Annotated in this window: 14 protein-coding genes; 11 read left to right on the top strand and 3 right to left on the bottom strand. The window is 55.7% G+C overall.

The window, feature by feature from the left end; all coding sequences use genetic code 11:
• The first annotated feature begins 19 nt into the window (after positions 1–19).
• The 5 genes from QMZ18_RS07665 to QMZ18_RS07645 all read left to right on the top strand — a co-directional run bounded on the left by QMZ18_RS07665 (position 20) and on the right by QMZ18_RS07645 (position 4684).
• Positions 20–1015 carry a TRAP transporter substrate-binding protein gene (locus tag QMZ18_RS07665; protein WP_282605689.1) on the top strand — a complete coding sequence of 332 codons (996 nt, stop codon included), beginning with the start codon at positions 20–22 and terminating at the stop codon, positions 1013–1015.
• 67 nt (positions 1016–1082) lie between these two features.
• Positions 1083–1598: a TRAP transporter small permease subunit gene (locus QMZ18_RS07660; RefSeq protein WP_282605688.1), complete on the top strand. Its 516-nt coding sequence runs from the start codon at positions 1083–1085 to the stop codon at positions 1596–1598.
• A 2-nt stretch (positions 1599–1600) separates the two neighbouring features.
• A complete protein-coding gene (locus tag QMZ18_RS07655; RefSeq protein WP_282605687.1) occupies positions 1601–2914 on the top strand; it encodes a TRAP transporter large permease in 1314 nt (437 codons plus the stop codon).
• A gap of 25 nt (positions 2915–2939) precedes the next feature.
• Positions 2940–3680 carry an SDR family oxidoreductase gene (locus QMZ18_RS07650; RefSeq protein WP_282605686.1) on the top strand — a complete coding sequence of 247 codons (741 nt, stop codon included), beginning with the start codon at positions 2940–2942 and terminating at the stop codon, positions 3678–3680.
• The gene (locus tag QMZ18_RS07645; protein WP_282605685.1) at positions 3677–4684 is read left to right on the top strand and encodes a Gfo/Idh/MocA family protein; all 1008 of its coding nucleotides are present in this window, start codon (positions 3677–3679) and stop codon (positions 4682–4684) included. Before QMZ18_RS07650 ends, QMZ18_RS07645 begins: the two co-directional genes overlap by 4 nt.
• 354 nt (positions 4685–5038) lie before the next feature.
• Here the strand turns inward: QMZ18_RS07645 and QMZ18_RS07640 are convergent, their stop codons facing one another.
• Together QMZ18_RS07640 and QMZ18_RS07635 are read right to left on the bottom strand one after the other, a co-directional pair.
• A complete protein-coding gene (locus QMZ18_RS07640) occupies positions 5039–6433 on the bottom strand; it encodes a hypothetical protein (RefSeq protein WP_282605684.1) in 1395 nt (464 codons plus the stop codon).
• A 274-nt stretch (positions 6434–6707) separates the two neighbouring features.
• Complete coding sequence (locus QMZ18_RS07635) at positions 6708–8888, bottom strand: BTAD domain-containing putative transcriptional regulator (protein WP_282605683.1); 2181 nt, start codon at positions 8886–8888, stop codon at positions 6708–6710.
• Positions 8889–9606: 718 nt separating this feature from the next.
• Here QMZ18_RS07635 and QMZ18_RS07630 point away from each other — a divergent pair.
• Positions 9607–10260 carry a hypothetical protein gene (locus tag QMZ18_RS07630; protein WP_282605682.1) on the top strand — a complete coding sequence of 218 codons (654 nt, stop codon included), beginning with the start codon at positions 9607–9609 and terminating at the stop codon, positions 10258–10260.
• Positions 10261–10288: 28 nt separating this feature from the next.
• Here QMZ18_RS07630 and QMZ18_RS07625 read toward each other — a convergent pair whose 3' ends face one another.
• The gene (locus QMZ18_RS07625; RefSeq protein WP_282605681.1) at positions 10289–10474 is read right to left on the bottom strand and encodes a hypothetical protein; all 186 of its coding nucleotides are present in this window, start codon (positions 10472–10474) and stop codon (positions 10289–10291) included.
• A 485-nt stretch (positions 10475–10959) separates the two neighbouring features.
• Here QMZ18_RS07625 and wecB point away from each other — a divergent pair, with 485 nt between their 5' ends.
• The 5 genes from wecB to QMZ18_RS07600 are packed head-to-tail and all read left to right on the top strand — an operon-like array spanning position 10960 to position 17917.
• Positions 10960–12126, top strand: coding sequence for a non-hydrolyzing UDP-N-acetylglucosamine 2-epimerase (wecB, locus tag QMZ18_RS07620; RefSeq protein ID WP_282605680.1), 1167 nt, complete (start codon positions 10960–10962; stop codon positions 12124–12126).
• Positions 12123–13823, top strand: coding sequence for a glycosyltransferase (locus QMZ18_RS07615; protein WP_282605679.1), 1701 nt, complete (start codon positions 12123–12125; stop codon positions 13821–13823). Before wecB ends, QMZ18_RS07615 begins: the two co-directional genes overlap by 4 nt.
• A complete protein-coding gene (locus QMZ18_RS07610; protein ID WP_282605678.1) occupies positions 13813–15174 on the top strand; it encodes an NAD(P)/FAD-dependent oxidoreductase in 1362 nt (453 codons plus the stop codon). The genes QMZ18_RS07615 and QMZ18_RS07610 overlap by 11 nt, the downstream gene beginning before the upstream one ends.
• A complete protein-coding gene (locus QMZ18_RS07605; protein WP_282605677.1) occupies positions 15171–16163 on the top strand; it encodes a polysaccharide deacetylase family protein in 993 nt (330 codons plus the stop codon). Before QMZ18_RS07610 ends, QMZ18_RS07605 begins: the two co-directional genes overlap by 4 nt.
• The gene (locus tag QMZ18_RS07600) at positions 16160–17917 is read left to right on the top strand and encodes a hypothetical protein (protein WP_282605676.1); all 1758 of its coding nucleotides are present in this window, start codon (positions 16160–16162) and stop codon (positions 17915–17917) included. Before QMZ18_RS07605 ends, QMZ18_RS07600 begins: the two co-directional genes overlap by 4 nt.
• The last annotated feature ends 19 nt before the right edge of the window (positions 17918–17936 follow it).

Raw genomic sequence — 17936 nt, 5'->3', positions numbered from 1 at the left:
TAACGAAAGGGAGTGTGAAATGAACTGGAAGTCAGTTATCTATGCTACGGGGTTCGCTGCGAGCGTTCTTGCCGCACCAGCCATGGCACAGACCGTCAAATGGGATATGGCAAACGAATACGCCGATACCTCCATCCACGGTCAGGCTCAGGCTATCTTTACGGAGACTGCCAAGGAAGCTTCTGGCGGATCGATTGAGATCACCAATCACTTCGGCGGCGCCATCGGATATAAATCCAAAGAGCATTTCGATGCGGTCGGCGATGGCGCTTTGCCGATTGCCAATACCAGCATGGGCCAGGTCGCAGGTATCGAGCCCATCTTCCTGCTTTCCTCGCTGCCGTTTCTCGTCGGCTCCGCCGATGATGCCAAGTTGTTGTGGGATGTCGCCCGGCCGCACTACGAAGCGGTGTTCGCTCGTAATAATCAGGTCTTGCTGTATGCCTCGCCCTGGCCCCCCGCCGGTATCTGGGCGAAAAAACCTGTGACATCCAAGGAAGAGCTCTCGGGCGTTAAGGTTCGGGCCTGGGATGCAAGCGGTACGAGCACGCTTAAGTCTGCAGGTGCCGCGGCGATTCAAATGAGTTGGGCCGACGTCGTGCCGCAGCTCGCGGCAGGCGGTATCGATGCGGTGCTGACCTCGGCTGAGGGAGGAACCAACTCAAAGTTCTGGGAACATCTGAGCCACTTTACGGCTATCAATTATTCGATGTCCCTGAACATGACTCACGTCAATAAAGATTCCTATGATGCCTTGACTGACGACCAGCGTGCAGCGCTGCATGCGGCGGCGGATCGCGCGAGTGAAGCTGCATGGGGGGCATTGGCGGATCGAGTTGCAGGGAACTATTCGGATATGGAAGCCAACAAGATCACCGTAATCCGGGAGGCTCCCAAAGCGTTCCTGGCCGGACTGTCCGAGGCCGGAAAACCGGTCTATGCTGATTGGCTGGAAAAAGTCGGGCCGGTTGGCCAGCAGATTCTGGATGAATACCGCGCTAAACGCGGTTTCTGAAATAGATAGGGAACGGGCGCGGTGATCCGCGCCCGGTTCGCTGGAATTTCGATCGGTAGATGCAGATATGCTTGTCAGAACGTTAAACGCGATCGCGAGCGGCAGCGCGACCGCGGCGATGTGGGTGTCCGCCGGGCTTCTCGTCTATATCGTTATCCACGTAAACATCGAAATCGTGCTGCGCAGTTTTTTCGACACCTCAAGCTTTTCCATGGATGAGTTTGTCGGTTATGCCATCGGTGCGATGACATTTCTTTCCTTGGCGCATACTTTCAAACACCGCAAGCACATCAGAGTCAGCATTCTGCAGTCATTTGTCCGCGGCAAACTGGCGGCCGCCGTTGAACTGCTCTGTATTGCGCTCACCTTCGGTATTACTCTGTTTCTCGCCCGTTTTATCTGGCGGACTCTGGCGCGGGATTTCCAGCGTGGAACCGTGAGTCCCACGCTGACCGAAACGCCGATCTGGCTTATCGATTCTGCAATTTTCCTAGGTTTGGTTTTCTTCCTGATCCAGCTTTTGAGCAGCGCCTGCAGCGTTGTCTGTGACGGAGTTCCCAAGGACCGGGTCCAGGGAAAATAGCGATGGAATCCTTATTCATCGCATTCGTCGTGTTGCTGTTGGTGATGTTTTACCTGGGCTTGGGCGTTTGGGTCTTCGCCGGGTTGCTTTTGGTCAGCACGACGGGCCTGGTATTTCTGATTGATATGCCTCTGCAGCGTATCGGAACGATCATGGCACCTTTGGTCATCCGCAGCGCCACCTCCTGGGAACTCTCTGCCATTCCTATGTTTATCTGGATGGGGGAGATCATGCTGCGGACCGACATTTCCGACCGGCTGTTCCGGGGCCTTTCTCCTCTCACTTATCATCTGCCCGGCCGGCTCCTGCACACGAACATTATCGGTTCGGCCCTGTTTGCAGCCGTCAGCGGGTCGAGTGCCGCGACGACCGCGACCGTCGGAAAAATAACCACGACGGAGTTGGAAAAGCGCAACTACTCCAAGTCGCTGACTTACGGGTCGCTGGCCGGTGCCGGAAGTCTTGGACTGCTTATTCCGCCATCGATCGTGATGATCGTTTATGGGGTCCTTGCCGAGGTATCCATCTCCCGCCTTTTTGCCGCAGGCGTCATTCCAGGCATGATGATTGCGGGACTTTATTCGGGTTACGTTGTTGTGGTCAGCCTGATCAAACCGGAAGTTGCGCCGGCTGATCGTGAGCGGCCCAGTGTAAAAGACACGCTCTTCAGCCTGCTTGATCTGATCCCGATCGGGATTTTGATTTTTATCGTTCTTGGCGCGATTTACAGCGGTATCGCGACGCCATCCGAGGCTGCAGCCGTGGGCGTGACCGCGACCATGCTGCTTTCGTTTCTGACCAGACAGTTGAGCAAAGACGTTTTCTTCGAAAGCCTCGTATCGTCGGTTCACACCAGCTGCATGATTGCCGTCATTCTGATCGCCGCAGCCTTTCTGTCGACTGCAATGGGCTTTCTGCACTTACCGCAGGACGTCGCAAACGCCATCAGCAGCCTGGAGCTTTCCCCCCTCGGCCTTATTCTGATACTCGCAGTTTTCTATGTGCTTCTTGGTATGTTTCTTGAGGGTATCTCCATCACGGTTATGAGCTTGCCGATCACACTCCCCCTGATCCTGGCAGCCGGTTTTGATCCCATCTGGTTTGGCGTGTTTCTCGTGATCATGGTGGAGTTGGCGCAGATAACGCCTCCCATCGGGTTCAACCTTTTCATTATTCAGGGTCTGACCGGTACGCCTATTATGAAGGTGGCAGCCGCATCGGCGCCGTTCTTCGTACTCATGTGCCTCGGGGCTCTGTTATTGACGTTGTTTCCGCAGATTGCTCTGTGGTTGCCGGATCTCCTGTTCAACAAATGACCTATCGGATGATTGGATGGTTCGCATGCAGCGTTTGAAGAACAAGGTCTGCATTGTCACGGGGGCCGCGGCTGGAATCGGGAGGCAGACAGCAACAGCTTTCGCCGAAGCAGGTGCCCTGGTCATTGCGGTCGACCGCGACGGTGAGGGGCTTGTTTCGCTGGCGGCGTCGGTTAACGAGTTGAAGCCAGTTGTTCTGGACATCACCAATGCCGCGGACGTGGGTGATTTTTTCGCCGGGATTGATACCGTCGATACCTTGTTCAATTGCGCAGGTATGGTTTCAGTTGGTTCACTGGAAACATGTTCCGAGGAAGACTGGGAAAGATCAGTCAGTTTGAACATGACATCGATATTCCATATGAGCCGGGCGGCGATTGGTCCGATGCTTAAAGCCGGCGCTGGCAGCATCATCAACATGGCCTCTGTGATTTCTTCGATCGGCGGTGCAAACGACAGGTTTGCGTATGGGGCGACCAAGGCTGCAGTCATCGGGATGACCAAATCCATTGCAAAGGACTATGCGTCGCGGGGAATCCGCTGCAACGCAATCTGCCCATCGGCGGTGGAAACGCCCTCAATGACTGCCCGGATCGAAGCCATGGATGACCCGGACACCGCGCGTAGCATGTTCGCAGAAAGACAGCCCGTCGGACGCATGGCGACACCAAATGAGATCGCCGATCTTGCGGTCTATCTCGCGAGCGACGAATCCCGTTTCATGACCGGAAGTGCAATCGTCATCGACGGCGGCGCAAAACTATGACCGCACCTCGAACTATTGATGCTGCAGTTGTGGGCCTTGGACGATGGGGACGGAACCTCGTAGAGGCTGCTGCGATGGACAGCGAAAACACTCTGCGGTTTTCCCGGGCCGTCACACGGTCACCCGACAAGGCCAAGGATTTTTGTAAAGCACATGGCTTGCTGCTTGGCGCCGATTTCGAAACCTTGTTGGGTGATTCCAGCATTAATGCTGTTGTCATCGCAACGCCGCACAGTCAACACGTTGCGCAAATCAAGGCTGCGGCGGCGGCGGGAAAACATGTTTTCGTCGAAAAGCCGCTGGCGTTGACTCTCGAAGAAGGCTTGGATGTGGCCACTACTTGCGCGCGGCACGGGGTTGACTTGGCCGTTGGCTTTAACCGGCGTTTTCTACCGGCCTATGTTGGGATGGAAAAGCTTTTGGCCGCCGGCGACCTTGGTGTGCCGATGCATGTGGAAGGTAATTTTTCCGGCCCCTTTGGCTATGACTACTCCGATGACATGTGGCGTGGTTCCGCAACTGAAAACCCGGCGGGCGGAATGGCGGCAATGGGCATTCACGTTCTGGACGCGATGATCAGTCTTTTCGGGCCTGTAAAGCAAGTCGCCGCGAAGAGTGCGCGCCGCGTCCTGAAGGCGTCCATTGATGACACGACGACAGTGATGTTGGAGTTTACGTCCGGTGCGACAGGTAGTCTTTCAACGCTCATGGCGACGGCAAGCAATTGGCGTCTGCAGGTCTTCGGCTCTAAGGGCTGGGCCGCAATGCCCGATCAACAATCACTTGAGTTTTCCATTTTGAAGCAAAAAGTGCGACGGAAGCAATTCGAAAGCGTAAACACGCTGGCACGAGAACTGGACTCATTTGCGCGATCGACCCAGGGGCGGGATGCTTTTCCCGTTTCTGTTCGTCAGGCTCTGTGTGGCGTAGCGGCCATGCAGGCGATCACAGAGTCCGCCGAGAAAGATGGGCAAACCGTACTGGTCGCCGATTGCGGTTCATAAAGTTTCTCGGAACCCGGTGTTGCCTTGGCCGCTTGGACCGTCCCACAAATCGCCCATGAGTTATGTGCCTGGTAGTGTCGATGCCGGACGTAATCGCGTTCGGTAGCATTTTACTTTGGGTCATAAGCATGGCTGTGGAAATAGGCCGTCAGCGCTGCTCATCTAGAGTCCGATTGTTGTAATCAAGAATGATCGCATTGTCGTTTTTGTAAACACGCTATTTCTGATTCCCTTCAGAGCCGGCTCCTTGCCGTCGATGGCATCTTGCCGGCTCCTGGGAACATCGGCAGGCCTCAGTGCTGCTCATGATCTTGCGCGAACAGCACGTCGACCATGGTGATTCCTGCCGAACTTTCAGGGACGCGTGACCGGGCCCGTTATCCGATCAGAGAGGTCTCTTGGTTTGTCACCACGCACGACCTCCGCGGCCTCGCACATAAAGTCTGACGGTTCGCTTTCCAACCGACTGTCATGAACAGCGGAAATTGCGGCTGCATGATCTTCATCGAAGTTGGCCAGGAGTGCGTCCGCCCGCGCCAGGAATGGACCCATGCGCGTTTCATCCTGGGTCAAATCACGGAAGAAACCTTTTTCGCTATTCGACAGGAAGATCTTGATCATGCGCTTGAGGTTGACCTTGGGCGTGCTGCAGGTGCCCAGGAAACTCCCTTGGCGCGCCCGCCCCGAGGCTTCATCGGCGGATCCAAATTTCAAGCGGCCAAGTCCTTCGTTCATCATCGACATAAAGATCGACGTCCAGCCATCGTCCAGCCGTTCGACAAGGTTCGGGCGCGGCACGGCAGCGGCCATTCCGCTGCCACTCGCGAGGCGTGCTCTGTTATCAGGCAATTCCATCTCTTCGCCAAACTGCTCGAATTCAAAGCGCTGCTGGAAGGCATCGGCGGCCCCTTCGTGGAAGGCCGAGCAGGAATTGGGAGCTAGATCATGGGTGTCAAAGGTCAGGATCAAATCCCAGGTCAGACAGCCTTCACCATAGAACTTGGTATAGAAGAGACGATGAGCGGCCTCATGTATCAGGGTATCCATGTTGAAATCGTCGGTGTTGCCATCCTTATGAATGTACACGACTTTGGTAATAGGATTGGTGTAGCTGGCTTCGGCGTCACCCGCGAGAAGGGAATTGTGCGGATACTTGGCGATCAATTTCCCTTCGAAGCCGTATTCCGGCCCGAAATCTTCAAGCACATCGATCAGCAATTTGTAGACTGTCCACATCTCAGCATGCCGGTAAACCTGGAAATCAGCACGCTCGTGATTGCCGGAGATACCAGCCCCCCGACCGAAGGTAAGGGTATCGATGTCAACGCGTGATGGCGGCTTTTTGTTGCCCAGGTTTGCGCTGTTCCAGGCCTCGTACCACTTGACCTTTTTGTTTGTTGGGATGGTTGAATGCTCGTGGCGCAATTCCAACTCGTTGTCTTCAAACTTCACCTGGACCTTAAAGTACCGATCCGCGCAGGATTTGCTTTTGGACAGAGAGAATTCGCCATCGCTGTTTGTGCGCACCGTCCCCCATTCGCCCCACGGCAGGGCCGAGCCGGTTTTGCCGGAAATCTTAACTTGAATGTTTCTCAACGGCTGCTTCTGGCCAAACTTTTGCTCCATTTCATCGAGTTGATGTTCGACATTGAACTTACCTGTGATTCGCCAATCACATTTTTTTGCCTGTGCCGGAATCGCGAGTGCGATCAAAACCGCGGCGGAAAAGATGGTTTTATATATATGCATAAAATGACTCCTCATTAATCGGCCACATGGCCAGTCGGGTGTCTCCACCCAACACTTCAATGAAAAAAAGTCTCTCATGGCATCCTGCGTGCCCGCGTTATGCGGTGCGTGAAATCAGCGTGAATCGGATCTGCCGGGGGTTTTTCTGCTCCCGCGGATCAGAGTCTGATCGTTTTTCGCTGAGTCTGTTTAAGGTAATCGCACTATAGAGTGGATCCGGATCGACGAGAATGATCCTGGGCGATTTACAGGCGGAGTGAACCCGCTCTGGCCGTCAGGCTTGGGGATCGGACCGACAGGCAAGTAAACGCTCAAACCTAGGGTTTCCCGCGAGCGGTTCCAGATCCTTATCGAAGGCCATCCACATTGCCAGTCGCTTGCGCACGACGATGGGCATGGAAAATGCGGCTTCCAATGCGGTAAGAGCATCTTCTGGGCGTGACAGAATCATCCACGTTCGCGCACTGTTGTAGTGAATAAGGCAATCCTCAGGCCCAATCGCCAGTGCCCAGTTCGCCCAATCGATTGCCTGTTTTGTGTGGCCGAGGTGGGCAAGCACTGCACTGCCAAATGCCAGGGCGCCGGCGTTGTCGGGATGGATTTCAACTTCGGCCTTCAACCGCATGAGACATCGTCCAAAGGCGAAACGCGCTTTGTCGCCACACCCCAGCGCCAGATATTCCTCAGCCAATAACCCAACCGCCCGAAAGTCATTTGGTCTCAATGCCGCTGAACGCTCAAACAGCCAGGCGGCCTCGTCGCGCTGGCCAAGAAGATGCTTGTTGCGCGCCTGAAAGAAATGCGCCTCGAATAGCGAATCGTCGAGCCGGATCGCGGCATCCAGGTCTATACCAGCTTCGGTGTACTGCCCGGCGGCATAGTGCGCGAGGCCCTTGCCGGCATGAGCTTCGGCGAGGAACGGATCCAGTTTTAACGCTTTGCGGCTGTGCTCCATGCAAGCCTCGAAACAGGATTCCGCGTTTGTGTTGATCAGGCTCATCGCCAGGTAGGATTCGCAAATAGCCAGTTGCGCGTAGGCGAGGGCGTAGCCTGGGTCCAGCTCGATCGCGCGTGTTAACAACATACGCGAAACCCGAAGGCTGAATGAATTCATGCCCCTGAGATAGAACGCGCGGCCTTTGTGGTAAGCCTCATAGGCTTCAAGACATCTGGTGCCGGACAGGCTGCCATCGCCACGACGCTCGGCCGAGAGTTTGACCTTCAGGATTTCTGCAACATCACGCGATAGCTCGTCTTGGAGCGCAAATACGCCTTCATCCCCGCGGTCGTAGCGTTGTGCCCAGATCTGGTGCCCGCTATGCCCATCGATGAGCCGGACCGTCACCCGAAGGCAGTTGTTCTCTCGCCGGACACTGCCTTCAAGAACGTGACTGACCGCAAAGTGCCGCGCCGCCTGCACTGCGCCAATGGCGTGCTCTTTCATCGCGAGGGTGGTGTGACGCGACGCGACAGAGATTCCGACCGCACCGGAAAGGTCGGTGACGATATCTTCCGTCAAGCCATCGATAAAGAAATCATCCACGAGGTCCGGCCCCAAATTGGCAAAGGGCAACACTGCAATCGAGATCTCTTGAGGGTTTGGCGCTTTTGCCGGCACTGGACCCGGCTCGACGATTGCCGGCAACTCTGTCTTACGCCGATTGTACGGCTTACGGATCGCGTTGTAGAGATCGACGGTCGCCTGCTGGGGTTGAATCGCAAACTCATCGTTCAGCCGTTCGCGCAAGGAATCATAGAAGCGTAGTGCCGCGCGGCGTTCGCCATGCTGCGAAAGAAGACGCATCAGGCATCTCGCTGCCGTCTCATTTTCTGTATCGACGGACAAAACCCTTTTTGCGACCTCGAGCGCGCGCTCAGTTCGACCGGCGAGCTCGGCTTGCCTCATAATGCCCATCGCCGCATCTAAATAGAGCCGGTCGAGCCTTGTCCGTTCCGCGAACAACCAGCCATCATATTCCTGCCCGACCGGCGCTTGGCCCTCCAGAAATGGACCCCGTCGCAGCCCTATGGCGGTGTCGACGGACCGAAGAGAGGAATCAGCAAGCATCCCGGTGAACTCCGCCACATCAACCCTGACCTGACCGGCATTGAACCAGATCGCATCGCGATCGGCGCAGATTACGTCCATTCCTGTGGGATCGAGCAGCCGTCGTGTCTTTAGAAGTGTTTGCTTTAAGCTGTCGCGCGCGTGTCGTTCACTACTGTTTTCCCAGAGCATTCCGGCAAGGCTGTCTCGTGAGAGGCTCAGCCCGGGTGCCGCAGCGAGAGCTGAGAGGAATGCGCCATCCTTAACACCCTTCAGCTGTATCGATGCGCCCTGCGACCATACCTGCAACGATCCAAACAGTAGGATTTCGACGGGTGCAGGATCACTGGCGGCCCAAGCATGACCTGGATTGGCGGATCTATCGCGGTGATCGGCACTTTGCTTCATAGCGAGTATCCAAATGGTCCGGTAACACCAACTATCTTGCGCAGCCTCCAAAGAGATGACGGAACAGATTTGACTTTCCGTCGTTGCTCAAAGGCCCAAGCAAAACAAACGTTGGGCTGCGTTCTTACACAATATCGAGGACGCAGTGCGGGACATTGAATTGAGATGCCCTCAAAATACGCAGCGCATGAAATTCGAAAGGAGTGGCTATAAGTCAGTATATAAGTCGCAGTATGAACTTGGGAAGCATGGGTAACGTGAGACAATGTTGTGTCAGAGGAATGCCACTATAAGACCGCTTGTCCATTGTTCAGTCGATGCCAGGGCAAAATGGCCTGAGTCCCGAAATCGAGCTCGGCGGTGTCTAAGAATGAGAAAGCGCGACTGATGCGCCGTTCGACACCCCCTGTTTTATGCCATGAGACCGCTCGGTCTTATCGGCAGAGCGATTGAGTTTACAGCGTGGATGGCTGCGCCAGCCGAAGGGGTAGGATTGCAAGAGCTTTCGTTGGCGGAAAGCCGTGGCATTTTATTTTATGCCCCGTTTAAGTTGAGAGATGTGGTTAATATTCAATTTTGATTGTTATTTCCTGTCCTGCTTCGTATCACTGGATGAGTGTTCGCAGGTTGCCGTCCAGACAGGCAACATCAGATGCGAATAGATTTAAAGCGATTGTCTTTTGGTGATCCGGTACTACGCAGGAAATTATTTTAGTCAGTGACATTGGTTATCGATCTATTCAAAGGCAAAGCCGGGCTGGCGAAGACCTATTGGCTGTGGGGTGTTTTGGGCGGTTTGGTCGTCACCATCGCCTCGACTGCAATCTCTCATTACATCGCGGCGTATTTCGAGAGTGATTTGCTGTATCAGAACGCTCTATACGGTTTGACCGTATTTGAGCTGGTTTGGGGAATATTTGTCGCGATCGCCATTATCAATGCCGCGGCCTACAAGCGAAAGCGCGGTTTCTGGGGATGGCTTGCAAGCCTGTTAGCCGTCATCGGCATCTTTCGTTCGTTCCAGCTTGCGGCAGTGACTTTCGGGTTGATTCTGCCTTCATGGCACGACATTGCGACCGGCATCCGGTTTGAGAATTTTACCCTGCCGATGGAGATCGACGAAGAGACAACGTTGGTGAGAATGTCGACGAATCTATCCGATAAGTCTTTGACTTATCATTTGGATATCGACCTCCCCACGTTGGACGATAACAGCTTCGATGCGGAATACGTCAAGTGGACGATGCTCGTCGCCTGTGTCGATCTGAAAAGCTATCTGGAAGGGCCTGTCAGGAAAGTTGTCTACGAATACAAGGCCAACGACGGCACCATACGGCGGGCGGAGTTGCTGCAGGAGGATTGCGGATTCTAAATTAGCCCAAGGCTCAGCGGGAAATTTGCTAACGGCTTGAAGAATCGTCGATTTTCTCCACCCGTGAATAGGTCATGCCCTTGGTCGTCGCAAAAAAAGAACGGTCCAGCGCTTGGATGTGGATCGCCAGGACCTCTTCACGAAAATCCTCGGCAAGCTGGGTCGTCCAGGCGAAAAAGCCTGCTGTAGGGCTTTGGGCGTCACTGTTATACATCGTTAAGTAAACCTTGGAGTACGATCGTTCATGATCGAACCGATCAAGAGCGTATTCGCGCTGTTAGTTCAAAAATAGAGACTGATGCAAGTTTTTCTCTGTTTCCGAGCAAATGATCAGGCTCTTGCGCCGACATCGACGCTCAAAAATTGAGCAATAACAATAGAATGAATCTGTGCGGTTGTCGTGCCCCATGTGGGTGAGATTTGAGAGCGATGGCTTATTTCATTCGGCTTTTGCTTTAGAAACTCAGCATCTGGTCGGTGTTTTGCACTTTCAAACTGGTTGGCGCGTCTGCCACCCTAACCTTACGACCCCATTGATCTCGCACGTGAATTCGCACAACCCGCGGATACTTTTTTAATCAATCTGACGTATGAATAGCGGTGGTTATCACTTAAGATCGGTCGGGCTGTGGCAAATTTCGGGCATGGCTTGGCTGGACGCTTTCCGATCCGGCATCAACTATTTGATATAAAAAGTTAATGACTAAGGTTTTTTCTGCCAGCGGCGACCGCATAATGATTATCGCCGGAACCCGGCCTGAGTTGATCAAGGTCGCTCCAGTCGCGTGCCAGCTCGGCCGCTACGACGAGGTCCGTGTCACCATTGTTTCGACGGCTCAGCAGGCCGATTTGCTTCCGGCATTTCTCGGGCTTCTCGATACCGAAGTCGATTATCACCTGGGCGTAATGTCCGCTGGACAATCGCTGAATGCCTTGCTTTCCAAGACAATTGCCGCGCTGGACCTGGTGATTGCGGAGGTGCAGCCCAATCTGATCGTCGTACAGGGAGATACGACCAGTGCTCTTGCGGGCGCCCTGGCTGGACGGATGCGCGCCATTCCTGTCGCCCACATCGAGGCAGGTCTGCGCACCGGCGACCCGGCAAATCCATTCCCTGAAGAGACAAATCGACGTCTGATTTCCCACGTCGCTTCGCTGCATTGCGCACCGACGCGGCGCAATCGTGCGGAACTGGTACGCGAGGGAATTGCGCCTCAGGATATCATTGTAACCGGCAATCCGGTGGTCTCATCGTTACAAAACGCGATCCAAAAGTCACAATCGTCTCCTGATCTCGACGTCTTGCTGGAAAACCTTAAAGGCCTGAAACCGGTCGTCCTGACGACCCATAGGCGTGAAAGCTTCGGCACGACACTTGATCGAAACCTGCGAACCTTGCGCGCCTTCATCATGGAGCGTCCCGATACGGCACTGGTCGTCCCCGTGCATCCCAATCCAATGGTCAAGGAGACCGTGCAGCGTATCCTTTCCGATAGTGAGAGGGTTAGCTTGATTGAACCGCTGGACTATCCTTCTTTTGTGCGGCTGCTGCAGGCCGCCTGGCTGATCGTTTCGGATTCCGGTGGAGTGCAGGAGGAAGTCGCCAGTCTGGGTAAACCTTTGCTGGTGCTGCGCAGCGTGACCGAACGTCCGGAGGCTATCGATGCCGGCGTTGCCAAACTGGCCGGTGAGGGGCCTGGACAGCTCGAGGAGTTGCTGGGCGATTGCGACGCTTTGAATAAGTGGATCGCATCTATCAAGCCCATTGCGAATCCCTTTGGCGACGCGCAAAGCTCTGCACGTATCGCTCAGGCATTCGTGGACTTTCTAACCGGTCAGGTGCAGCAGACGAGGGCCGTGCAGTGACCCTGGAGACCAAGCTGAACCGCAAACATATTCTGACGGTCGTGGTCGAGGACTATTTCCAGGTCGGGGCTTTCAGTCATCTTATCCCCAGTGGCTACTGGGGTCGTTTCGAAACCAACCTGAAGCGTAACACCGAGCGCACGCTGGAACTTCTGGCCGAGACCGGCAGCCAGGCGACTTTCTTCAGCTGCGGCTGGATCGCCGACAATCATCCCCAGATTTTGCGCCGGATCGTTGAAGAAGGTCACGAGATCGCCTGCCAGAACTATTTTCACCACCGGATCGGCGAACTATCTCAGCAGGATTTCGCAAAAGACGTCCGCCGGTCGCGGGCGGCGGTGGAAGATGCAACCGGGCAGGCTGTCGAGGGCTTTCGAATCGGGCGTGGCTGGATTGGCCCGCAAGATACCTGGGCTTTGGATGCCCTTGCAGACGCCGGTTTCTCGTACGATTCAAGCCTGCGCGCTCCCGGCGCCGCACAGGGCGTGGTTCACAAGCACCGGGGGCCTCTGGGCGCGGTGACCGAGGTGCCCGCGTCGCGCCTTTCGATCCTGGGACAGCCGCTGTTGATGAGCGGCGGCAACTACATGCGGCAGTTGCCCGACTGGCTCATTCGGCCCGGTGTTGAAAAATGGATCGAAGGCAACCAGGATCCGCTGGTGCTTTACTTTCACAGTTGGGAATTGGAACCTGACCAGCCGAAGATTTCAGCGGCAAGTTTCGTTCAGCAGCTGCGGCACTACCGCAACCTCGAGGCTATGCCCGACAAGATCCGTTATTATCTCGAGCGCTACGATTTCACTTCGATTGCCGAACACCTGGGTCTGACGCTTGAAGCGGCGTCACCGCGTCCGAGCGCCGAACGCCCGGCGGAGGCAGAGCAGTGGGTGCCGGAGATTGGGAATGGCGATGGCAATATCCCACTCACTCTGGTTATTCCCTGCTACAACGAATCCGAGACGCTGCCTTATCTAGAGAAAACACTGGCGCGCTTCGCAGCACAGGGCGACGGCCTGTTCGACCTGCACTACGTTCTGGTTGATGACGGCAGCAGCGATGATACCTGGAAACTTCTGCAGGAGTATTTTGGGGATCGCGAACGCTTCCGTCTGGTCCGGCATGAGGTAAATAAGGGCATTGCTGCTGCCCTGGTCACCGGCTTCGGTCAGGTGCGAACCGAGTTTCTTGCAGCGTTGGATGCGGACTGCACTTTCTCGCCGGACCAGCTTTTCGAGATGATGTCGATGATGGAGGAGGATGTCGATGTGGTCGCGGCGTCGCCGGCGCATGCGCAGGGTGCAATGCTTGCTGTTCCAGCCTGGCGTTCTCTGTTGTCCCGGGGTTCAGCCTTTATGTACCGCTGTGTACTGCGTCATAAGTTGACCAGCTACACCAGCTGTTTCCGCCTGTACCGGCAGCGTGCCATCGAAGACATCACAGTCTACGACCCAGGCTTTTGCGGCGTGACCGAAATCCTAGGGCGCATGGATCTGGCCAACCGCAAGATTGTCGAATATCCGGCGGTACTGGAGACGCGTTTGCTGGGGCAATCCAAAATCAAGATTTTCCGCACCATCGCAGGTCACCTGCGGCTGGCGTTCCGTTTGGCGAGCCTGCGCTGGCTCGGCCGGCCTATGCCGGAGCCGGTCACCGCTGAGCTTCAAACCTCCTATGCCGACAACAGTGATGGACGCTAGGACGCCTGCGCCCGCAGCGGCACCGCGCCACTGGGCGATTGTCGGTGGGGGGATGCTCGGTCTGACCTTGGCGTACCGGCTCAGTCAGGCCGGCGAAAAGGTCACTGTGCTGGAGGCGGCGCCGTCATTGGGAGGTCTGGCTTCGGCCTGGCAGGTTGGCGATGTAACCTGGGATCGCTATTACCATGTCACCATGCTTTCGGACGCGCGGCTGCGGGCGTTGCTGGAGGAACTGGGGCTGGAACAGGATGTGCGCTGGAGCGTCACTAAGACGAACTTCTATACCGGCAGCTCGATGCATGCGCTCAATAATTCGATCGATTATATCCGCCTGCCGGTGCTGGGCCTGATTGACAAGGCGCGACTGGCAGCGACGATCATCTACGGTTCACGCATCGAGAATGGCCGGCCGCTTGAGCAGCTGAGTGCTGAAGCCTGGCTGACCCGGCTTTCAGGAAAGACGACCTACCAGAACCTTTGGCGGCCTTTGCTGCGTTCGAAACTCGGAAACAACTACGCAAAAGCCTCGGCGGCCTATATCTGGTCGGTAATCCGGCGCTTTTATGCGGCCCGGCGCGGCGGCTTGAAAACCGAGATGTTCGGTTATGTGCCTGGTGGCTACCGTCGAATTCTGGCGACCCTCGCAGAGAAGCTCCAAGCCGGTGGTGTCACTCTTGAAACCGGCATGCCAGTCACCGCCGTAACGTCTTCGGGCAATGGATTCCAGGTGACGGCGGGCGAAGACGTCCGTCACTTCGACCGGGTCGTCAACACCTGTGCTTCACCGATCGCGACAAAGGTCTGCGCCGGTCTCAACGACAGGGAAAGGCTGCAGCACGAGGATATTCTCTATCAGGGGATCGTGTGTGCCTCGCTTCTGTTGGACCGTTCTCTTGGTGGCGCCTATCTGACCTATATCACCGACGAGACTATTCCCTTTACGACGGTCATTGAGATGTCAACCTTGATAGATCGCGTCGAGACCGGTGGCCGGCATCTGGTCTATCTGCCTAAGTATCTGCCACTGGATGATCCGTTGCTTGGCGCTTCCGACGAAGAGGTTGAAGCCGCTTTCGTCCCCGCGTTACTGCGCATGTTCCCCGGCTTGGCGCGCGAAAACATCAAGTCATTTAAGGTGACGAGAACCCGCCATGTTCTTGCGGTCTCGACTCTGAACTACAGCGAAAAGCTCCCGCCGATGGCGACATCGATCCCAGGATTGTATATCGTCAACTCAGCGCAAATCGTAAACGGTTCCCTCTCGGTGGATGAAAGCGTCAATCTTGCCAATGAGGCCTCGGCCTTTTTGATCGCGACGGAACAGGTTCCGACCGGAACTGCCGCGAAATGAACCGGATTACAAAGAAGGCCTCTATGTTGCCCCCGGCGACTCTGTCGCTCGATCTTGACAATCTCTGGTGCTACCAGCGCAGCTTTGGCTTGGAGGCCTGGCGGGATTACCCTTCGTTTTTGAACCTGGCTTTGCCTCGGATTCTCGACTTTCTGGATCGGGCAGACTTAAGAGCGACATTTTTCGTGATTGGCCGCGATGCTTCGGAACCGGCAAACAGGGACTTGCTTTCGGAGATTGTCAGGCGAGGCCACGAAGTCGGCAATCATTCCTACGATCACGAACTCTCCTTGCATTCCCAATCGCGCGACCTCATCAAAGACGAAATCCAGCGTGCCGAGCAGGCCATTGCCGAAGCGACTGGGCAGAGCCCACGTGGATTTCGCGGACCGGCATTTGGACTTTCATCAGTGCTGCTCGAAGTTCTTGCAGAGCTTGGATATGACTACGATGCTTCGACCTGTCCGAATAGTCTGGGACTGCTGGCGCGCCTTTGGCACCGCCGTAAGGCGTCGAAGGTTGGTAACGACGCAGGGGTTTTGGATAGCCTCTACGGAAGCATGAGAGAGGCACGGCAGCCTTTGAGGCCTTATTGCTGGTCCCTTTCCAATGGTGCGATCATAGAAACGCCGGTGACCACCTTGCCGTTATTGCGTCTGCCCTATCACGGTACCTACCTGAACTATGTGGCGGATGTTTCTCCCGCCTTGGCGCGCGGCTATTTCCGAAGTGCGCTGGCTCTCTGCAAACTCCGCAACGTTCCGCCGTCGTTTCTTCTGCACGCCAGCGATTTTCTCGGCGGAGACGATGCGGCCGCCCTCGATTATCTGCCGGGCATGAAGCGGCCGGGTGAGGACAAAAACGCCTTCATGACCGATATTCTGGGGAACTTTCGCCGGGCATTCGAGGTCCAGACGATCGGTGCCTTCGTCGATGACGTAAAGTCTCATCGCCAACTCCCAAAACTCGAACCGGTTTTTGGAGTATGAACGAGGCGCCGGTATTGAGTTCGGAACAGCGTGAAGCGAACACGCCAGCCTGGGTTACGACCTTAGCGAAGGGCGGTTGGCGTTCCAGCCTTCTCTTATTTCTATTGCTCACAGGCTTCTATCTGGTGACGGCGGCCGGGAACGCCGGCGAAACCGACGATGTCTATGCCTTCGCCTACCGTGCGGAAAATTTTTCGGCAGGTTACCTCTCGGATCCGCGGCTCATGCTCTATCACCTGTCCATGCGGCTATTGTTCGTCGCGACGGGCTCGCTCGGTCTGGACATCTCTGCTCTTATCCTGATGCGGGGGTTTTCGGCGGTCTGTGCTGCAGCGTCGTTGTTGTTGCTGATGCGCATTGCAGTCTTGGATCTCAAGCTGTCGGCAACAACCGCAATCCTGACTGCCGTCATCCTGGGCAGTTGCTATGGCTTCTGGCGTTACGCAGCTGAAGCCGAAGTCTATATCCCGGCCATCCTCCTGATTCTGCTGGTTTTTCACGGCTTATCCCGAAGCCTCGAAGGGGTTGGGGCGGCGTTGGCGGTCATCTCGGCCTTTGCTGGATGGGGTCTATTGGCCGGCCTCTCGGTTCTATTTTATCAACCCAGTGTTGTTCCGCTGTTCTTCGCCTTTCCCGTTCTGTTGTTGTACCGGACACGGATTCTGCATCTGAGTTTCTATTTGGCGGCGGGAGGCGCGGTCGTGGCCGGCGGCTATCTAATTGGGTTCTTGGTTTTCTGGCCGGAGCCTCTGGGCGTTGACACTTTTAAGGTCTTCCTTTCCCAGCGCGCCGACGAATTCATCGTGCCGCCCTTTTCGCTTCGAACCGTATTCGTCTCCATGATCCGCTCGGCCTTTGCGTTGGGGCATGACTTCGCCTCGGTCAATTGGATTTTCGCTTTCGATCCTATTGTCAAACTCGTGCAGCAGGCTTTTTCCAGCAACGTCATTACCGAGGAAGTTTTCCTAGCCAAGCGCGCGGGCGCCTTGGTCTATCTTCCCATCATTACACTGTCTGCTCTGACCGCGATTTCCCTCGGTGTTCTAAAAGCGATTTGGCGGCCGTCGATTGCGTTTCTAAAACGACGCCCGTTTCTTGTTGTCCTGCTTTGGGCTGCAATCAACGGTGCGATCATCGGGCGGCTTAATCCGGCGGGACTGGAAGCCTGGATCATGGTCTTCCCACCGTTGGTCATCCTGTTCGCTGTGGGCGTTATCGAACCCTGCATTAAACGTGGAAACATAAGCATCGTGATTGCCTTTGCGGCCGCGTTGTTCCTCCACAATGCTGTCGGCGGTATGGCCCTGGTGTGGGATCCCGCGAACGAATACGACCGTGCCACTGGATCCTGGGTGATCGCGGAGGCTCAGCCGCAGGATCTGGTCATCGTTTCCGGCAATGCCGGATTGGTGGAGGCGATGCGATATCTCTCGCCGGCAAAAGTCGCGTTGATTGGGGCGTTCCAAGCGCCCGGTGTTTCCCAGAGCTTGCTGGAGGGTGATACCAGGGGGTTGTTCACGCGAACGCGTGGGCGCGACTTTGACGATTTTCTTCTCCGCGACTTGATCCAAGAAACCTGGAACACAGGCGGGCGTTTAATTTTTTTCGACGGTTTCTTTAAGCTGCCGAAAGGAGTCAAGCTGGAAGACTGGCCGGAATTCAATGAGGTGAAGGCGCTGCGAGACAGGCTTCAGAAAGTCTACGATGCGCCCGATGTCGGTGCGACATATTTGTTAGCCGCACCGATCAAGTGATGGCGCCAGGAACAGTCCA

Origin of the sequence: Pelagibius sp. Alg239-R121 (assembly GCF_947331435.1) — a bacterium.
In the GTDB taxonomy this organism is placed as follows: Bacteria; Pseudomonadota; Alphaproteobacteria; order Kiloniellales; family Kiloniellaceae; genus Denitrobaculum.
This window is presented reverse-complemented; position numbering and strand designations above follow the sequence as displayed.

Excerpts from the sequence above, each read along its gene's own strand:
- QMZ18_RS07665 (WP_282605689.1), top strand. The coding sequence starts at position 20 with ATGAACTGGAAGTCAGTTATCTATGCTACGGGGTTCGCTGCGAGCGTT.
- QMZ18_RS07660 (WP_282605688.1), top strand. The coding sequence starts at position 1,083 with ATGCTTGTCAGAACGTTAAACGCGATCGCGAGCGGCAGCGCGACCGCG.
- QMZ18_RS07655 (WP_282605687.1), top strand. The coding sequence starts at position 1,601 with ATGGAATCCTTATTCATCGCATTCGTCGTGTTGCTGTTGGTGATGTTT.
- QMZ18_RS07650 (WP_282605686.1), top strand. The coding sequence starts at position 2,940 with ATGCAGCGTTTGAAGAACAAGGTCTGCATTGTCACGGGGGCCGCGGCT.
- QMZ18_RS07645 (WP_282605685.1), top strand. The coding sequence starts at position 3,677 with ATGACCGCACCTCGAACTATTGATGCTGCAGTTGTGGGCCTTGGACGA.
- QMZ18_RS07640 (WP_282605684.1), bottom strand. The coding sequence starts at position 6,433 with ATGCATATATATAAAACCATCTTTTCCGCCGCGGTTTTGATCGCACTC.
- QMZ18_RS07635 (WP_282605683.1), bottom strand. The coding sequence starts at position 8,888 with ATGAAGCAAAGTGCCGATCACCGCGATAGATCCGCCAATCCAGGTCAT.
- QMZ18_RS07625 (WP_282605681.1), bottom strand. The coding sequence starts at position 10,474 with ATGTATAACAGTGACGCCCAAAGCCCTACAGCAGGCTTTTTCGCCTGG.
- wecB (WP_282605680.1), top strand. The coding sequence starts at position 10,960 with ATGACTAAGGTTTTTTCTGCCAGCGGCGACCGCATAATGATTATCGCC.
- QMZ18_RS07610 (WP_282605678.1), top strand. The coding sequence starts at position 13,813 with ATGGACGCTAGGACGCCTGCGCCCGCAGCGGCACCGCGCCACTGGGCG.
- QMZ18_RS07605 (WP_282605677.1), top strand. The coding sequence starts at position 15,171 with ATGAACCGGATTACAAAGAAGGCCTCTATGTTGCCCCCGGCGACTCTG.
- QMZ18_RS07600 (WP_282605676.1), top strand. The coding sequence starts at position 16,160 with ATGAACGAGGCGCCGGTATTGAGTTCGGAACAGCGTGAAGCGAACACG.